The sequence below is a fragment of the Baaleninema sp. genome, from assembly GCF_049974805.1.
Lineage (GTDB): Bacteria > Cyanobacteriota > Cyanobacteriia > Cyanobacteriales > Geitlerinemataceae > Baaleninema.
This window is the reverse complement of the sequence record NZ_JBNGCO010000019.1, coordinates 18,566-34,579: the sequence shown is the minus strand read 5'-3', so window position 1 is coordinate 34,579 and position 16,014 is coordinate 18,566. Positions and strand designations below refer to the sequence as shown.

Below are 16,014 nucleotides of genomic sequence, written 5' to 3'. Positions count from 1 at the left end.
TTAACCAATCTCGCGCCTTTTTTTTTAAAAAAATTGCCCTCCGCGATCGCAGGATACGGGAGGGAACATTGCGAGATAATTTCGATAAACTTGCCGCTTTAAATCCGCCTAACCACGAACCGAAAAACAGCATTTTAGGGTTAGCTGAAATCTCGCAACATTTTTTGCAGTTCGATGGTATGCAGTTCTTCGGTTCCAATCATGCCGCGAACGTACTCTTCGAGATAAACGCTGGCATCTTCTACGACACCGAGCAAGGTTTTATAGAGGTCGAGGGCGTTTTTTTCGTGGTTGAGACTTTCTTTCAGTAAGTCCGGTACGGAATGTTGGTAGCTTTCCTCTATGGGGGCGGTTTTTTGGCTGGGATGGCCGCCGAGTCCGGTGAGGATTTCCCCGGCTTGTTGGGCGTGGAGCAGGGATTCAGTGGCTTGGGCTTTGAAGAAATCGACGATAGGAATGCGGTTCGGCCCCGTTACCATCAGAGAATAATGGGTATAACGAACGACTCCGGCTAACTCGAATTCCATGACGGTGTTGAGGAGTTCGATTGTTTGGTCGAGATCGAGGTCTTTCATAGGAGGTTAAAGCGATAGGTAGCGTGTGGGTTGATGTGCGATCGTCGATTGGATGGAGTTAATATAAGGAGTCAAACCGTTGAGGGGGAATTGGGGGCGATCGCGACAGTTTTTCCCCCGCTCGCTCCTTACAATTGTCGAAAATTACGACAGTTTATCTAGTTTATCGCAGGTCTTGGATGCGATCGAGTTGTTAGGCTTGAAATTTAGACAAACGATCGCCTTATGCGGCGGAAAGTTGTACGGGAACTTCCAGCGATCGCCAAAATTTCAACAGGCGATCGCCCACCGCTGCCGGGTCGTTATAGTGGAACACATGGGTTCCTCGGGGATATTCCCAGAGACAATCCCCCCGTTTGAGCCAGGGCGTCCATCCTTGCAGTTGGGTGCGATCGACAATGGCATCGCGGCGGCTTCCCCCCACGAACAGGGGAACGGGAACGCCTCCCGGTGCGATGCGTTCTCGCCGCCACAGGGAATGAGGCGAGGGAGAAGTAGCTAAATCGGCTTCCAGCAGTCGCACAAAGCATTTCGTTAAATGGGGAGAACAGGGGCCGACGATGGATTTCACCATTTGCCCCAAGACGATTTGACGGCTACAGGGGAGCAGTTGACGTTGGGCATAGTAATGACACTGCCAGTCAACAGCAGGGTGACAGCCCACCGCCAGCAAACTTAAGGAGTTGACTCGTTCTGGGTAGCGACGGGCGTACAGCAGTCCCAACAGTCCCCCAGTACTATGTCCGATGAGATGAACCGGGCGATCGCGCTCCTCTAGATACTCGTGCAGCAGCGCGATCGCCCCCTCGAGACTACTCGGCTCGTCCGGGGTTTGACGGTATTCCCACTCTGCGACCAGAGTTTGTTGAGAAAGATACTGCATTAGGGGACGGTGGAACCGTCGCCAGCTCGGATTCGGATTCAGCCAGAGAACGTCGGGAAAAGAAGCCATAGTACGTCGAACGTGACGGAAAAACAACGGATCGGGGCGCGGTTGGGGCGCGATCGCACCCCCGTCCCCTTCGCATCTTGTTGAAAATAATATTCAACAGCGACGTTAACAAGATACCAGGATTTGGCGGAAATTGAGAATAATTAGCAACTATTTAATATAAAATAATCTTGTATTTAAACTGTAAAATATTTAACAAAAGTTATCTAGGAGCGATCTAACGGTGCGATTTCGATGCGAGCGCCCGGTGTCGTATCGTTGGCGAAATATTCAACCTGAAGGCTCGGCACGCAGGAGAGGTTGTCGTTTTTGAGGATGCCCGCCCCTCCCACAGTGAGGGCATCGAGAATCGCCCCGGCTAAGTTGTCGATATCTGCTTGGGTGCGAAATTTACCCCGAAACTGAATCTGTACCGCCGCTTTGGCGAAGGGAAGCGAGGGCATCGGATGAATTTTTTGAAGCTGCATGAGCAGTTCCCCTTCAGCCCACAACCGCCAGTGTCGATAGCGTTTGGGAAGAAAATTTCCGAAGCGAGTGACGCGAGGGCGGGCTTTGGGAACCACGACACCGGGAAGGAAGAAGGTTAACGATTGTGTTTTTGGGGGGGTCAGAGTGGATGAAGGGTCGATGGAGGATTTCACTAGGGTCTCGGGAGATTTTGGAGAAGGAGTTGGAGAAGGAGTTGGAAAAGGAGTTGGAGGAGGCGCAGCGACGGACGCCCCAAAAGGCGACCACGATCGCGCCACCTGTAAACAGGTTTGCGCTGCCGCGACAGAGAGTCCACAACGCTGCTGAAGCCAAGATTCCCATTGGGAAGGAGGGCAAAGCTGCGCCGCCTGTTGCAACAACACGCCAACTTTCCACCCGGTGACTAACGCCGTCTCCGGATGGTTCAAACTCTGTTGTCGTGCTGTAGTAATTTGTCGGGCGAGGTTGTCTAGAGCGGTCACGATATACAATCGTTAGAGCGAAAAATCGTCACGCACCGCCCAGGTACAGCGCCCACAGACAAGGGTGTGTTCCGGCGTCGAGCGCTGTTGGCGTTGCAGCAGAAAGGTGAAACCTGCCGGAACCCTTGAACTCAATCGAGGAAACGCCGATCGCGCACTGCGCCTTTGTCTGCACTGGTAGCGAACTTCGCATAGGCCTTCAGCGCCGTACTCACCTTACGGGGACGGACTTCGGCGGGTTTCCAACCTTGGGCATCCTGTTCGGCGCGACGGCGAGCCAACTCCTCATCCTCGAGTACAACGTTAATGCGACGCTGGGGAATATCGATTTCGATGGCATCGCCGTCTTTCAACAAGCCGATCGCACCGCCAGACGCCGCCTCGGGAGACACGTGACCGATGGACAATCCTGAAGTTCCCCCGGAAAAGCGGCCGTCCGTCAGCAACGCACAGACTTTACCCAAGCCTTTCGACTTTAGATAAGAGGTAGGATATAGCATTTCCTGCATTCCCGGGCCGCCTTTGGGACCTTCGTAGCGAATCACCACTACATCGCCCGGTTGGACTTCATCGTTGAGAATCCCTTTCACGGCGCTATCCTGGGACTCAAAGATTTTGGCTTTCCCCTGAAAGACCAAAATCGACTCGTCCACGCCGGCCGTCTTGACCACGCAGCCATCTTCGGCAATATTGCCATAGAGGACGGCCAAACCGCCTTCTTGGGAATACGCATTCTCGAAATTGCGGATACAGCCGTTGGCGCGATCGGTATCCAGCGACGGCCAGCGGGTATCTTGGCTAAACGCTGTTTGGGTGGGAATTCCCGCCGGCCCCGCCTTATAAAACTCCACCACCTCCGCCGTGGGATTTTGCATGACGTCCCACTTCTGCAACGCTTCTTTCAAGGTCGCACTGTGAACCGTGGGTAACTCGCTATGCAACAATCCCGCGCGATCGAGTTCGCTGAGAATCCCCATGATTCCCCCGGCGCGGTGAACGTCTTCGATGTGGTAGTTCTGGGTGTTGGGGGCGACTTTGCACAACTGGGGAATCGAACGAGATTTGCGATCGATATCCTTGAGATCGAAATCCACCTCGGCTTCCTGAGCCGCTGCCAACAGGTGTAGGATCGTATTCGTCGAGCCGCCCATGGCAATATCTAAGGAGATGGCGTTCTCGAAAGCTTTAAAGCTGGCGATCGCGCGAGGTAACACCGACTCGTCTCCGTCTTCGTAATACCGCTTGGCATTTTTGACGATGAGGCGAGCCGCGTCGAGGAACAATTGCTTGCGATCGAAATGCGTCGCGAGCGTCGTTCCGTTCCCCGGTAACGACAATCCGATGGCTTCCGTCAAGCAGTTCATCGAATTGGCCGTAAACATTCCCGAACAAGAGCCGCACGTCGGACAAGCACTGCGTTCGTATTCCGCCACCACCTCATCCGAGGCGCGATCGTCGGCCGCAATCACCATCGCATCGACTAAATCTAATTTGTGTTCGGCCAACTTCGTCTTACCCGCTTCCATCGGGCCGCCAGAGACGAACACCGTCGGAACGTTCAACCGCAACGCCGCCATCAGCATTCCTGGGGTGATTTTATCGCAGTTGGAAATGCACACCAGGGCGTCCGCACAGTGCGCGTTGACCATGTATTCGACGGAATCGGCGATAATTTCACGACTGGGTAGACTGTAGAGCATCCCATCGTGACCCATCGCAATGCCATCGTCTACGGCAATGGTATTGAACTCCTTGGCCACGCCACCCGCCTGTTCGATTTCCCGCGCGACGAGCTGTCCGAGATCCTTTAAATGAACGTGGCCGGGTACGAATTGTGTAAAAGAATTGGCCACGGCAATAATCGGCTTGTGAAAATCCTCGTCCTTCATACCCGTCGCACGCCACAGCGCCCGGGCCCCCGCCATATTACGGCCGGCGGTTGATGTTTTGGAGCGATATTCCGGCATAATTCTCCTCTCTCTGGCTGTAAAAATAGGTTTCATTGTAGCAAAATTAACTGTCGGAAATTCACATTTCCAGTAGTTTAGAAAGTTTGGGGTAAAGATTGAATTGGCTGAGACTTGAAGGCGGTCACGAGTGTGGCGGTACGGGTCTCTCTAGACTCCCAAGTCTCTCTTAGGGGCGAACGCCGTTGGCCCCTACACGAATGATTTCGTGGTCACATCGCTTGAGCTGGCTCACGACACCACAAAAGTAGCGATCGCACCATCCCGCCCCAAAACCGCATCATCTCATCATTTCCTCATCTCGCGGTTGGGGTCGAGCGGAATCGCTGTTGTCTCGGAGTTGAGTATATGCAATCCCAAAGACGATCGCACTTAACAGCAGCGTCAGTAAGACTCCCGCTGCGATCGCTAACGGACGGCCGGTAGGGCGGCGGCGGCGGCGGCGGGCCGATTCGGGATCGACATCGACGGATTGTCCGTAGAGAAGCGCTTTGGAGGATTCAGACAAGTCGGATTCGGGATATCCCATCTCTCCAGCTTGCTGTTGGGACTCGAGAACCTCTAACTCTTTGGGACGAGGCGGCGTCACGCGACAAACCATCGCCACGACGGAAGTATTGTCGTGACCGTTTTTTTCGTTAGCCAGTTGAATCCAAGCGTTTACCGCCTCTTCTGGACTGAGGTTCCCCTCCATTACCTCGGGGGCGATGTGACGCCAGGATTTTTCTACCCAGTCGTTATCGCTCAAGCCATCGGAACAGAGAAGCAAAATGCCGTCTTCTTCTACGATAAAGCGTTGCAAACTGGGATGGAGAAGGTCTCCGTCTCGGGTTCCGATGGCTTGGGTGAGGGCGCCGGCGTCGGTGCGTTGCAGGGCTTGGCGGTAAAATCCCCGGCCGAAACGTACTTCTCGAGTCGCTACATCGTCGTCTACAGTCAGCCGTTGGCAGTATTCTCGAGTCAGCCAATAGGCGCGACTGTCGCCAACGCTGAGGAGATAGAGTTCGTGAGCGTTGCGAAATCGAGCGCCGGTTGAGGAGGTTACGGTTTGGGGAAGTTGCCACGCTAAGACGAGGGTGGTTCCCATGCGTTGGTTGGCGGTGCGCTCTTGGCTGTCGTTTTGGTGGGCGATGGTGTTGTTGGTGACGCGAACGATCGCCGCCAGATGGTTTTGAACGATTTCGGGGGAGAGAACCTCAGATTCGTTTTGCAGTTGTTTCCAAAAGTTCTTAACTTGCAAAACCACGGATTTGACGGCGGTTTGGCTGGCGACTTCCCCTCCTTCGTGACCCCCGACACCGTCGCAGAGAACCGCTAAATGGGGTAACAGGCGGTCTTCGTCGGCTTCTTCTAAGTCGCTGGCGGTGGGATAGCAGGTGTCTTCGTTGTGCGATCGCAACGGCCCGGAATCGGTATTTCCGGCGATGTCGAGGCGTAGCGGTTGCTGGGCGGCCAGTTGCAGCAACAGGCGGTTGAGGGAGGCGGCGATGGCGTCGAGATTTTCTCCGTCCCGCATTCGCTGACACAACTGGCTGACGGGTTCGGCGATAACGTTGGAGGACGAGGCGATCCAACTCGACCAGTGATAGGCTAGGTCTTTGAGGGTATGTTGGACGTTGCCCGATCGCACTTCTTGCAGCCACAGACGCCACCCCTGCACCCGTAGGTTGTCGGGATCGAGCAAACTGGCGGTGACACCCTGTTCTTCGAGAACTCGCCACAGGGTCAGGGTTTGCCACAGCCAATAGGCTTGACGGATGGGCGCGGCTTCAGCCCAACTCTGGACTAAAGTGGGGTAGAGATTGCCCGTTCCGTCGATGGGGGCGTTTTCGAGTAGAAGAACTTCTTCGGCTTCGCCCTCCGCTTGTATCTGACAAAAGCCGTACACTTGCGGGACGTGCAGTTGCTGAGGACACAATCGCAGATACGGCAGTATTTTCGCCGGAATGTCTTCGGGAAAGTCGGGAACGCAATCGGGGCGCTCGTCGAGCCAAATTTGCGGCGCGACAATGCGATAGCGTTCGGCGACGGTTTGTCCGACGGGGAGTTTCGCCGCTAAGGAGCCGACCGCCCAGATATATCGGCATTCGAGGGTTTCGGTGTTGTTTTCGCGATCGAACAGTTGGTTTAACAGCACGTTTTAAAAGTCCCGAATAAAATCTTCTGCGGTTCTGCGATCGGCAATAATATCTAATAGTATACAAGTCCCTATCCCAGGCGCCTTTCAAAGGACAAAACGCCATCTCGCTTCGAGCTTTCTTGCTGAGTCTACCGGGGCTTGACTCCCTCGGGTTCTGGATGGTTCGAGCGGGCGATCGATGGGGAAATATCTTTATACTACCGTTTGAGGGACTGGCAAAGATGCTGTCTCTTGTCACTTGACTTGTCACTTGACTTGTCACTTGACCCCGCCATCGATCGACTTTATTTTTATTTTTTTATATTTTTTTAAGGTTTTTGGCATTGATAAAATTTACTTTTTATGATATAAAAAAAGATATTTTTATGCTGTCTGCCATGAGGAAGGCGAAGCAAAAACAGTCAGGAGTTACGCATGGGTCGCTCAAGAAAAGCACTTTCCCGTTCTAAGCCTGACCTGACGACGGCCGAGCCATCCAAATACTAAAAACTCCCTTGGACTCAACCAAAGGAGAAACCTCGATAATTTCGTGAATTTGAGCTTGGAGTGAATTCGCGTAGGGATTGGCTCTGCGCTCTGAATAGAGAGCGACCGCGAAGCCGTCTTACCTCAGTTTTCGACCTGCATAGCAACACTGGGAATCTGCAAAGGGATTACAGAGACCCTCGGTCCTTTATCTTCGGCTCAAGGTGTCCAGCTCGAGGCTGGCTTACCGAGCCGTAAGTACATTGAGGACACCACGCAGGACAAGTATAGATCGTAAAACAATATTGGCAGTCACCAACATCGCAGCCGCTTCTAGAATCTATTGTACCGTTCTCGCCGAGAATCGCAAACTCGATTTGAGAAATTGATGTGGCGAAAAACCCGATCGCGCGATCGCCCTCGTCCTACCCTAGAAGAGTTAAACAGATCGAACGCCGATCCGTCGAACGTCCATCAGGAGCATTTCAACGAGTGAACGACTTCATCGATTTTCAATTCAACTTTCTCGACGACGCCGCCAACGTCTTCGCCGCCAGCGACGACAAAGACGTTATCGCAGGATTTGGGGGAAACGACGTTCTGGTGGGGTTGGGAGCGTCCGATTACGTCAACGGAAACCAAGGCGAAGACGCAGTTTTCGGGAATACGGGAACCGACACCCTTCGCGGCGGTGCGGACGACGATACCCTTCGCGGCGGTGCGGACGACGACGAAGTATTTGGGGATTTAGGAGACGATTTTATCTCCGGCGATCGCGGAAGCGACACCCTTCGCGGCGGTGCGGGGAGCGATCGCTTTTTCCTCGCATCCGGTTACGGCGGTTCTGACGAAACCACAGCCGATGCGATTCTCGATTTTACCGACGGCGAAGATCGCTTCCAACTCGAGAGTCGCCTATCCTTCGATCGCCTCGACATCGCCACCGCCAGCAACCCCAGCGACACCGCCATTCGCGACACCGCCACCGGAGAAGTCTTAGCCGTTCTGAAAAACATCGCCAGCAGCGCGATCGACCCCAGCGACTTTATTGACGTCACCGCCGCGACTATCAACTTTAGCGCCGCCGACTTCAACATCACCGAAGACGACGGAAGCGCCACCATCACCGTCCAACTCAGCCAAAGCAGCAGTTCCCCCGTCAGCGTCGATTACAGCACCACCACCGCCTCAAACGCCACCGCCAACCTGGACTACACAGAAGTCTCGGGAACAATAACCTTCGCTCCCGGCGAAACTCAACAAACCTTTGAAATTCCCATCACCAACGATACCGACGCCGAAGGAGACGAAACCGTTCGCCTCGAAATCACCAACGCCATCGGTGGAAGTCTCGGAACCCCAACCGAGGCCACACTGACCATTTTCGACGACGACGGTACCAACCCCGTTTCCTCCGTCGGCGATACCGTTAACTTTGGCGGCGTCGATGTCACCGACGAAGCCGCCGTCGCCGCCTTAAACGGCCCGTCCGTCACCGTCGGCGATACCACCCTTTACATCGGATACGAACAGGTTTCCAGTAACAACCGCGATCCTCGCCTCGTCAGCTTTACCAACGGCGTACAGAACTGGTATCGCACCGATTACGAAGTCACCGGAGACGACGGAACTGGCGTGGGGTTGTTGTGGGACGGCGGAAACAACCTCTACGGCGTTTTTACCGCCACCGGAACCCAAGGTTCCCCGAGTGAAGATTTCCGAGAATTCGCCACAGACGGTTGGCTAACGAGTTACGGACAAGGGGGAGGCGCAAAAGTATCGATCGTGGCGAAAATCGACCCCGCCACAGGAGATGTCAGCGATGCGACGTTCGTTTCGGCGCTATTGTCGAACGGAAACAGCAACACTCTCAACGTTACGGGATTATCGTTTAACGGAAGTAACGTCGTCGTAGAGGCGCAATCGTTCTTCTCTCCCCGGCGCACCGACACCACGGCGATGGAGAACACGGGTTCCGATACCAGTTCGCCATTCGACTATGAAATCGAGTTTACCCCCGATTTAACTTCCGCCGTGCGAGCTGTCGCACCGGGGTTTGGGAGTTAGCTAGGGGATGAGAGGATGAGAGGATGAGAGGAAACTGTCAACTCTCAACTCTCAACTATCTTGTCTTCCCTCGAGACGGTACAGTATATCTTTGGCAATTCAAGATCGACATTTCTAGATGGCTACTTCTCAACCCTCGAACCTTGCTACGGCTGATTTAGACTCCGTGAAACAGCAGTTGTTGCACTTGCTGGCGACGTTGGCGTATCGCGAAGGGGATTTCGTTCTGTCGTCGGGACAGAAAAGTTCGTATTACATTAACGGAAAGTTAGTAACGCTGCACCCGGAAGGGGCGCTTTGTGTGGGACGGTTGTTGTTGTCGATGTTGGCGGAGGACACGCAAGCGGTGGCGGGATTGACTCTCGGCGCCGATCCCATTGTTGCAGCGGTGAGTGTGGTTTCGGCGATCGAGGGGCGATCGCTTCCGGCGTTTATCGTGCGGAAGGAAGCGAAAGGCCATGGAACTCGCGCTTATATTGAAGGGCCGCCGTTGGACGAGGGAGCGAAGGTAGTCGTCCTCGAAGATGTGGTAACAACGGGACAGTCGGCCATGAAGGCGGTGACGCGGCTGCGCGATGCGGGTTATCAGGTCGATCGCGTGATTTCGTTGGTCGATCGCCAGCAAGGTGGAGCGGAATTTTATCAGGAACAGGGGTTAGCGTTCGAGGCGGTGTTTTCGATCGCCGAAATTCAAGAATATCTTAAGACGATTTCGGTCTGAAATCGGGCTTTTTGGGGATCGGCTTTTTGGTGAAAGGTGCTGTACTGGAGTACGATCGATAGAATAGACTCGCACGTGAGGCTGTTATGAGCGATCGTAAACCTCCCACAGAGCCGAAAACCACTATTTTCGACATCGATCCCGTGACTTTTTTCTTTATTGTCGTTGGGTCTTTTGTCGTTCCCGTGATTTTGGCAGGCTTTTTATTCCACTGATTGACCGTTCGATCGCCTCGATATTTTTCGATAAATCAACATCAACTAAATCCAAAATAGTATTCTAAAATATCGAAAAAAGGCCATGAGGCGATCGTTTTTTTATAGGAAATGTTTTGAGGTCTTCGGGGGGTGCATCTCACTTTTGCAAAAACATCAGTTTGGGGTGGCAAAATTCCCGATTAGCACTTCCGGTATAAGATCCCCGGCATCTTGGAGATGCCGGGGATCTGGAAATTGAGTGCGCCCAATTCGATGAATCTACATTTTTGAGATGCACCCTCTTCGGGGTTTGAGGTGACAAGTATATTTTATATGCGCCCCTACCCAAATCTTGTCTTCCAATTCACCAATTACACCCTAATCTCCGAAGACCCATTTAAAGTTTAAACTTCTTCATCTAGCATCTCAAACAATTCCGGCTTGCCCTTCACGTACCGTAAATTAGCCCCATCTAAATTCGCCCCCGACAAATCTGCGTTTTTCAAATGCGCCCAGCGCAAATCGACCCCGCTGAGGTTGGCATCGCGAAAGTTGACGCTGAACAAATACGCAGCATTAAAATCGGCTTCGCGCAAATTTGCCCCTTGAAAATTAGCAGAATAGAGATGAGCCTGTACCAATTCCGCGCGGTATAACGTGGCTTCTTGTAAATCCGTTTCGTTGAGGTGGGCGCGGTGTAAAATCGCTTCGCTGAGGCTGGCGCGTCGAAGTTGGGCGTGAGACAGGTTCGCCCCGCGCAAATTGGCTTCCCGCAGGTTCGCCCCGATGAGGTTAGCCCCTTCTAAGTTAGCATCGGCGAGGTTCGCCCCCCGCAAATCCGCCCCGATGAGGTTGGCGTGGCGGAGATCGGAACCCGCCAGCTCGAAATTGCTCAAATTGGCGGCGATAAGCTGGGCATCGCTCAAATCCAGTGCGATCGCCCCTCCCCGTCCGTTTTTGGAATTCGTCCATCTGGCGGCACCGTTTTCCACCATCGCCAGATGTATTTCGTTAGCCATTGTCCCCAGTGTCTCGCGTCCAAGTTGGCGGGAGTTCGAGTCCCTACATCAATTCTTTAATTTTAAGGGTAAACGTTCGGTCAAAATTTGTTGAATTTTCTGTTCTACCTGGTCCGGCGATCGCGTTCCGTCGATGCGAACGATACGGTGGGGGTATTGCTGGGCGAGTTCGGCGTAACCTTGGCGAACGCGGCGGTGGAAGTCTAGGGCTTCCCGTTCAAGGCGGTTGGCTTCTCCCCGTTGACGGGCGCGATCGAGTCCGATTTCGGGTTCTACGTCCAGCCATAGCGTTAAATCCGGTTCTAAGCCGCCTGTGGCGATGTGGTTGAGGCGATCGATAAGCTCTCGATTCAATTGTCGCCCATAACCCTGATACGCCACCGTGGAATCCGTATAACGATCGCACAGGACGATCGCCCCACTGGCCAGTTGAGGTTTAATATACTGTTCCACGTGCTGGGCGCGATCGGCGGCGTACAACAACAGTTCCGCGCGATCGCCGATGGATTCGCCCTCGCGAACCTCTAACAGCACCCTTCGCAACTGTTGTCCGAGTTCCGTTCCCCCCGGTTCCCGCGTGACGACAACCGACGCCGCAACGCGCGATCGCAACCAATTACAGGTTCGCTGTAACTGAGTAGTTTTCCCACACCCTTCAATTCCTTCAAAAACGACAAACAAACCTGTCATGGGCGAATATTGGCTGAAATTTGCTAGGAAACCTTGACCGAGCGATCGCGCGATCGAGGCAGATGCGACCCAAAAAAAGCCCTGGGGTGAGAGTCTCGTCCCTCCAGGGCAACTTTGCTATTATCGAGTATATCGATTGGATTGGCTTCACGTGAAAGGATGTTCGAGTTCCTCTGACTCCCCTTTAACGAAGCCAGAGGATTGAAATTCGCGTTAAGTCTCGAGCGCAGATCGCGGCGCACGCGCATTGGGATAGACTCGAAAAAACTGAGAGGGGACAGAACCTTGGAGGTTTCTCGAGAAGCTAGGGTTTACACCGAGAAGTGGTAAAACTCCAGTTCCTCTATGATGCAATACTCATCGCGGCTTGAGCCAGTTGAGTGTTAAATTAACAGTCAGTGGAAACGAATCAACATACACTTTTCCGTCATTTTGCCTAGGAGGTAGCTTTGGTGAACCCGACTGAATCCCTCAATCCCCACGAGTTGCGAGCCGAAGTCGCTCGACTTCAAGAAGAGGTGAAGATGCGCGACCAACTGGTTCAGCAGCTTTCCCAAGAGCTGTTTCGCTTAGTCAAAGGTAACGCCAATCCCACCTCCAACGCAGCGCCCTCCTCGCAGTATCAAGAACAAATGCAACTGCTGCGCCAACAACTGGCGGAAGTGGAAAAACAAGTCGAGTTCTACCAAACCCAAATCGCCGAACGCGATCGCGAACTCGTCCAACAGCGTCAAGCCGCGCAAGAACTCACCGATCGCGCCCGGATGTTAGAACAGGTGGTTCAAGAACTTCCCGAAGTCTACAAACAGAAATTCGCCGAACGCCTCAAACCCATTCAAGAGCGCGTCGAAGCCTTACAGCGGGAAAACCGCCAACTCCACGCGGAACTGCAAAGCGTCAGCTACCGCCTCGCCAAACGCACCCGCCGCGAAACTGGAAACCTCGATCTTCCCAGTTTCGAGCCTTCTGACGAACAAGCCTCGCTTCCGTCGTTCACGAATTAAGCTTCAGCACACCAGAGCTTGAAGACCTCGGTGGTGCCGAAAAATTTTCGAGATCTTACCTTGACAAAATACACAAAATATGTATTAAGAGGCGAGGACTCCGGCAGCCATTGACCGATCTGAGATTTTGGGTCTAACCCTTAAATACGGGTCTTGTCGGTTGACAGTTCTCAACGCAAGACCCCCGCTATCTGGGATGAGATACCGGGGGTCTGAAGGAGAACGGAATTCCAGAAAAACCGCTCGAACGCAAATTCAACCGCGAATTACAGAGTGTCTTCAGAATGGGAATCTAAATCCGACTCGTGGACTTCGCGTTCGCGACTCAAGCGGTTAATCAAATCGATAGTGCGATCGCCCCGTTCGAGAGACCGATCTTCAAGAAATTGGACTTCCGGAGTCCGACGCAAACGCACGCGAGAACCCAGTTCCCGGCGCACGTAATTCGTCGCTGATTCCAAACCCGCCATCGTTTCGGCGCGGGCGTCCTCCGTACCGTAAATGCTGACGAAAATTTTAGCGTGTTGCAGGTCGCCAGAGACATCTACATCTGTGATGCTGACCATTCCCGCACCCACACGGTCGTCTTTGATTCCGTGCATCAGCATTTGACTGACTTCGCGTTTGATCAGCGAAGCGACGCGGGACACGCGACGGTTAGTAGCCATGATAATCGCTCTATGAAAGATGCTACGGGCGAGCTGTCTCGCCAATACCAGTGGTGAAGTGCCGACGATTGAATCAAAGATTAGAATCAAAGATTACCATCGCGGCTTCCTGTTTCATTCGCCGTTGCCGCCACCTCTACGTCAGAAGTATGGGTCTTACACAGCGTCCGGAGGTTTGGCGCTAGTTTCGACGCCCTGACTCCCGTGAGAGTTATCTCTCACCCAGGCAGTCCCCCGGCTTCCCCAGGGGAATAAATTGTCTCGATTTCCCCCCATGAACACTTTTACGGTACAGCGGGGCCTTGGGGCTGCCACAATTAATCTGGCAGATGGTGCCTAGCCTTTTATCCGAGCGGTAAGTTCGCCCACCACGGCTATATCTTTGTATATCCGCCTGATGTGATTTTACAGCATCGCTGTCGCGCCTTCGTACCCGCTTCAATGGAAGATTAGAAGCGGAGGAGGCTCGCGGTTTTGGCTAAACCGCAGACAGTCCCAACATGGCTCTGAGGGTCAAAATTGTAAACAAAAGCCCCGAAATGAGAAACCCAACGATCGCCACTAGCATGACGGGTTTTTTCGCGAGGGGTTTGAGCCAAGTATAGATGGCGTAAAAAGTTCCCAGGATAAAGGTAATCAGATAGCGGGGATAGCGGGAAACGTTTTCCCAGAAATTATCGTTAGTGCGGGTCATGGTTGGCGGAAATAAATGAGCGTCACCGATCTTGCATTTTAATTGAGAATTGGCGAGTTCGCTTTGGAAGATGGCAATTCATCGATCCTCCTCAACCCCTTCGCTTTCGTTAGAGGCTGCCTGTGGCGCGGTAAGATCGGCTTGAGTGGATTTCAGCCCCGTTTTCCGATCGCCTCACAGCCCACCCCTACTCGCTGCTCTCCTGGTGTTCGTCCCCTTGCACCACCATGACCGAACAGGGGGCGCGATGGAGGACGTAGTTACTGACACTTCCCAAGAGTAACTCCCGCAAGCCGCGACGGCCGCGACGCCCCACCAAGACGAGATCGGCGTCCCACATTTTAGCCACCTGACAGATGCGACGCCCCGGATCGCCCACCTGACAGTCAAATTCTACGGCAACGCCTACGTCTTCACCGCGATCGACATAGTCTCTCAACTGCGATCGCGCCCGTTCGATTTCCTTCTGTAAGTTCTTGTGATAGGTTTGCTGAAACTCTTCGGTTAACGCCAAATCTGCCCCCAACCCGGAACCAGACAGGGGCATCAAATCGTCTTCAAGGGGCATCTCAACGGTATTCAACAGCATGAACGCCGCCCCGTCGTTTTTCGCTAAATGCAAACCGCGATCGAACACGCGATCGCTATGTTCGTGGAGGTCGATCGCCGCAAGAATTTTATGAAACGTCATCGTCTTCAATCCTCCCCAACGTTACGAAATCCCTATATTTAGGCTAACAAAGGGATTTTGCGGTGGAGGTCGTTCTTGACGATTCTTTATGCGATCGACATCGACAAGCCAACGCGATCGGCAACTCAATCAGACGCTTCCGGCAAAAACGCCACCAGTTCCTCCAACTTCGACCACGCCGCCCCACTTTCGAGGATCTCTCGCGCCAACGCCACGCCCACATGGTACTCACCTGGCGGGACTTTCCCCGCCACCTCGAAGGCCAAGGCTGCATTTAACGCCACCACATCCTTTTGAGCCTGCGTCCCTTTCCCTTGCAAGACGTTCCGCAGAATATCCATATTTTCCGCCAAATCCCCGCCGCGCAAGGCCACCGTCGGCGCGGGCATCAAATCCAGATCGTTGGGATCGAGACTAGTGGCGACCACCTCGCCGTTGCGCAACACCGCCATATCCGTCAAATCTGCCAAACCCGCCTCGTCCAGGCGTTCCCGTCCGTGTAAAACGATCGCCTGTTTCAAGCCCAACTCCCCGAGAGCTTTCGCTAAAATTTCCAACAATGCCGGATCGTAGACCCCCATCACCTGACCCGTGGGACGCAGGGGATTGACCAGCGGACCGAGTAAATTGAACACCGTCCGCACTTTCAGCGTTTTCCGCAAGGGAACCACCGCCTTCATCGCCGGATGCCAACCGGGGGCGAACAAAAACGTAATTCCCACTTCCGACAACGCCGCTTCAGTCGCCTCCGACGGGGCTTTCAGATTGACTCCCAACCCTTCTAACACATCCGCCGAACCCACTTTACTCGACGCCGATCGATTCCCGTGTTTGGCCACGGGAATTCCCGCAGCTGCCGCCACGAACGCCACCGAGGTCGAAATATTAAACGTCGAAGCCCCGTCTCCTCCCGTTCCGCAAGTATCGATGCGAGGTTCGGGAAACGCTGTATTCACAATCGGATGACAGAGGGATTGCAACACCTGCGCCATTCCCGTGAGTTCTTCAACCGTGACGCCTTTGGCTTGAATGGCGGCCAGAATCGCCCCAGACAAGACTGGGGGAATCTCTTCGTTGAGCCATCCTTCCATTAACTGACTCGACTGTTCGCGACTGAGGGAACTTTCATCGAGCAGTTGTTTTAACAAACTCGACCAAACAGCGGAATTGTAAGACTGGGCAGGGTTTTGCGTCATCGTTGAAGATCGAGAGCG

The 16,014-nt window shown here is 53.6% G+C and carries 14 protein-coding genes; 3 read left to right on the top strand and 11 right to left on the bottom strand.

Annotation, left to right across the window (positions count from 1 at the left end; translation table 11 throughout):
• Window positions 1-140 precede the first annotated feature (140 nt).
• The 5 genes from ACP5D4_RS05880 to ACP5D4_RS05860 form a co-directional block, all read right to left on the bottom strand.
• Window positions 141-575, bottom strand: coding sequence for a ferritin-like domain-containing protein (locus tag ACP5D4_RS05880; protein WP_428010700.1), 435 nt, complete (start codon window positions 573-575; stop codon window positions 141-143).
• A 223-nt stretch (window positions 576-798) separates the two neighbouring features.
• Window positions 799-1,527, bottom strand: a complete 729-nt coding sequence (locus ACP5D4_RS05875; RefSeq protein ID WP_428010699.1) for an alpha/beta fold hydrolase — start codon at window positions 1,525-1,527, stop codon at window positions 799-801.
• A gap of 206 nt (window positions 1,528-1,733) precedes the next feature.
• Window positions 1,734-2,477: a RusA family crossover junction endodeoxyribonuclease gene (locus ACP5D4_RS05870; RefSeq protein WP_428010698.1), complete on the bottom strand. Its 744-nt coding sequence runs from the start codon at window positions 2,475-2,477 to the stop codon at window positions 1,734-1,736.
• A 131-nt stretch (window positions 2,478-2,608) separates the two neighbouring features.
• Window positions 2,609-4,444, bottom strand: coding sequence for a dihydroxy-acid dehydratase (ilvD, locus tag ACP5D4_RS05865; protein ID WP_428010697.1), 1,836 nt, complete (start codon window positions 4,442-4,444; stop codon window positions 2,609-2,611).
• Between the two features lie 280 nt (window positions 4,445-4,724).
• Window positions 4,725-6,581, bottom strand: a complete 1,857-nt coding sequence (locus ACP5D4_RS05860; protein WP_428010696.1) for a protein phosphatase 2C domain-containing protein — start codon at window positions 6,579-6,581, stop codon at window positions 4,725-4,727.
• A gap of 960 nt (window positions 6,582-7,541) precedes the next feature.
• Between ACP5D4_RS05860 and ACP5D4_RS05855 the strand changes: the two genes are divergently transcribed.
• Together ACP5D4_RS05855 and pyrE are read left to right on the top strand one after the other, a co-directional pair.
• On the top strand, window positions 7,542-9,116 hold the full coding sequence (locus ACP5D4_RS05855) for a Calx-beta domain-containing protein (RefSeq protein WP_428010695.1): 1,575 nt from the start codon (window positions 7,542-7,544) through the stop codon (window positions 9,114-9,116).
• Between the two features lie 118 nt (window positions 9,117-9,234).
• Complete coding sequence (gene pyrE / locus ACP5D4_RS05850; protein ID WP_428010694.1) at window positions 9,235-9,837, top strand: orotate phosphoribosyltransferase; 603 nt, start codon at window positions 9,235-9,237, stop codon at window positions 9,835-9,837.
• Between the two features lie 601 nt (window positions 9,838-10,438).
• Here the strand turns inward: pyrE and ACP5D4_RS05845 are convergent.
• Window positions 10,439-11,053 carry a pentapeptide repeat-containing protein gene (locus ACP5D4_RS05845; protein ID WP_428010693.1) on the bottom strand — a complete coding sequence of 205 codons (615 nt, stop codon included), beginning with the start codon at window positions 11,051-11,053 and terminating at the stop codon, window positions 10,439-10,441.
• Window positions 11,054-11,101: 48 nt separating this feature from the next.
• Window positions 11,102-11,743 (bottom strand): dTMP kinase, encoded by a 642-nt coding sequence (tmk, locus tag ACP5D4_RS05840; RefSeq protein WP_428010692.1) that lies wholly within the window; start codon window positions 11,741-11,743, stop codon window positions 11,102-11,104.
• 452 nt (window positions 11,744-12,195) lie between these two features.
• Here tmk and ACP5D4_RS05835 point away from each other — a divergent pair, with 452 nt between their 5' ends.
• On the top strand, window positions 12,196-12,747 hold the full coding sequence (locus ACP5D4_RS05835; protein WP_428010720.1) for an Npun_F5560 family protein: 552 nt from the start codon (window positions 12,196-12,198) through the stop codon (window positions 12,745-12,747).
• A gap of 266 nt (window positions 12,748-13,013) precedes the next feature.
• Here ACP5D4_RS05835 and rbfA read toward each other — a convergent pair whose 3' ends face one another.
• The 4 genes from rbfA to trpD all read right to left on the bottom strand — a co-directional run bounded on the left by rbfA (window position 13,014) and on the right by trpD (window position 15,996).
• Window positions 13,014-13,415 (bottom strand): 30S ribosome-binding factor RbfA, encoded by a 402-nt coding sequence (gene rbfA / locus ACP5D4_RS05830; RefSeq protein ID WP_428010691.1) that lies wholly within the window; start codon window positions 13,413-13,415, stop codon window positions 13,014-13,016.
• A gap of 478 nt (window positions 13,416-13,893) precedes the next feature.
• Window positions 13,894-14,109, bottom strand: coding sequence for a DUF751 family protein (locus ACP5D4_RS05825; protein WP_428010690.1), 216 nt, complete (start codon window positions 14,107-14,109; stop codon window positions 13,894-13,896).
• A gap of 187 nt (window positions 14,110-14,296) precedes the next feature.
• Window positions 14,297-14,800 carry a universal stress protein gene (locus ACP5D4_RS05820; RefSeq protein WP_428010689.1) on the bottom strand — a complete coding sequence of 168 codons (504 nt, stop codon included), beginning with the start codon at window positions 14,798-14,800 and terminating at the stop codon, window positions 14,297-14,299.
• A 125-nt stretch (window positions 14,801-14,925) separates the two neighbouring features.
• On the bottom strand, window positions 14,926-15,996 hold the full coding sequence (trpD, locus tag ACP5D4_RS05815) for an anthranilate phosphoribosyltransferase (RefSeq protein WP_428010688.1): 1,071 nt from the start codon (window positions 15,994-15,996) through the stop codon (window positions 14,926-14,928).
• Window positions 15,997-16,014 lie beyond the last annotated feature (18 nt).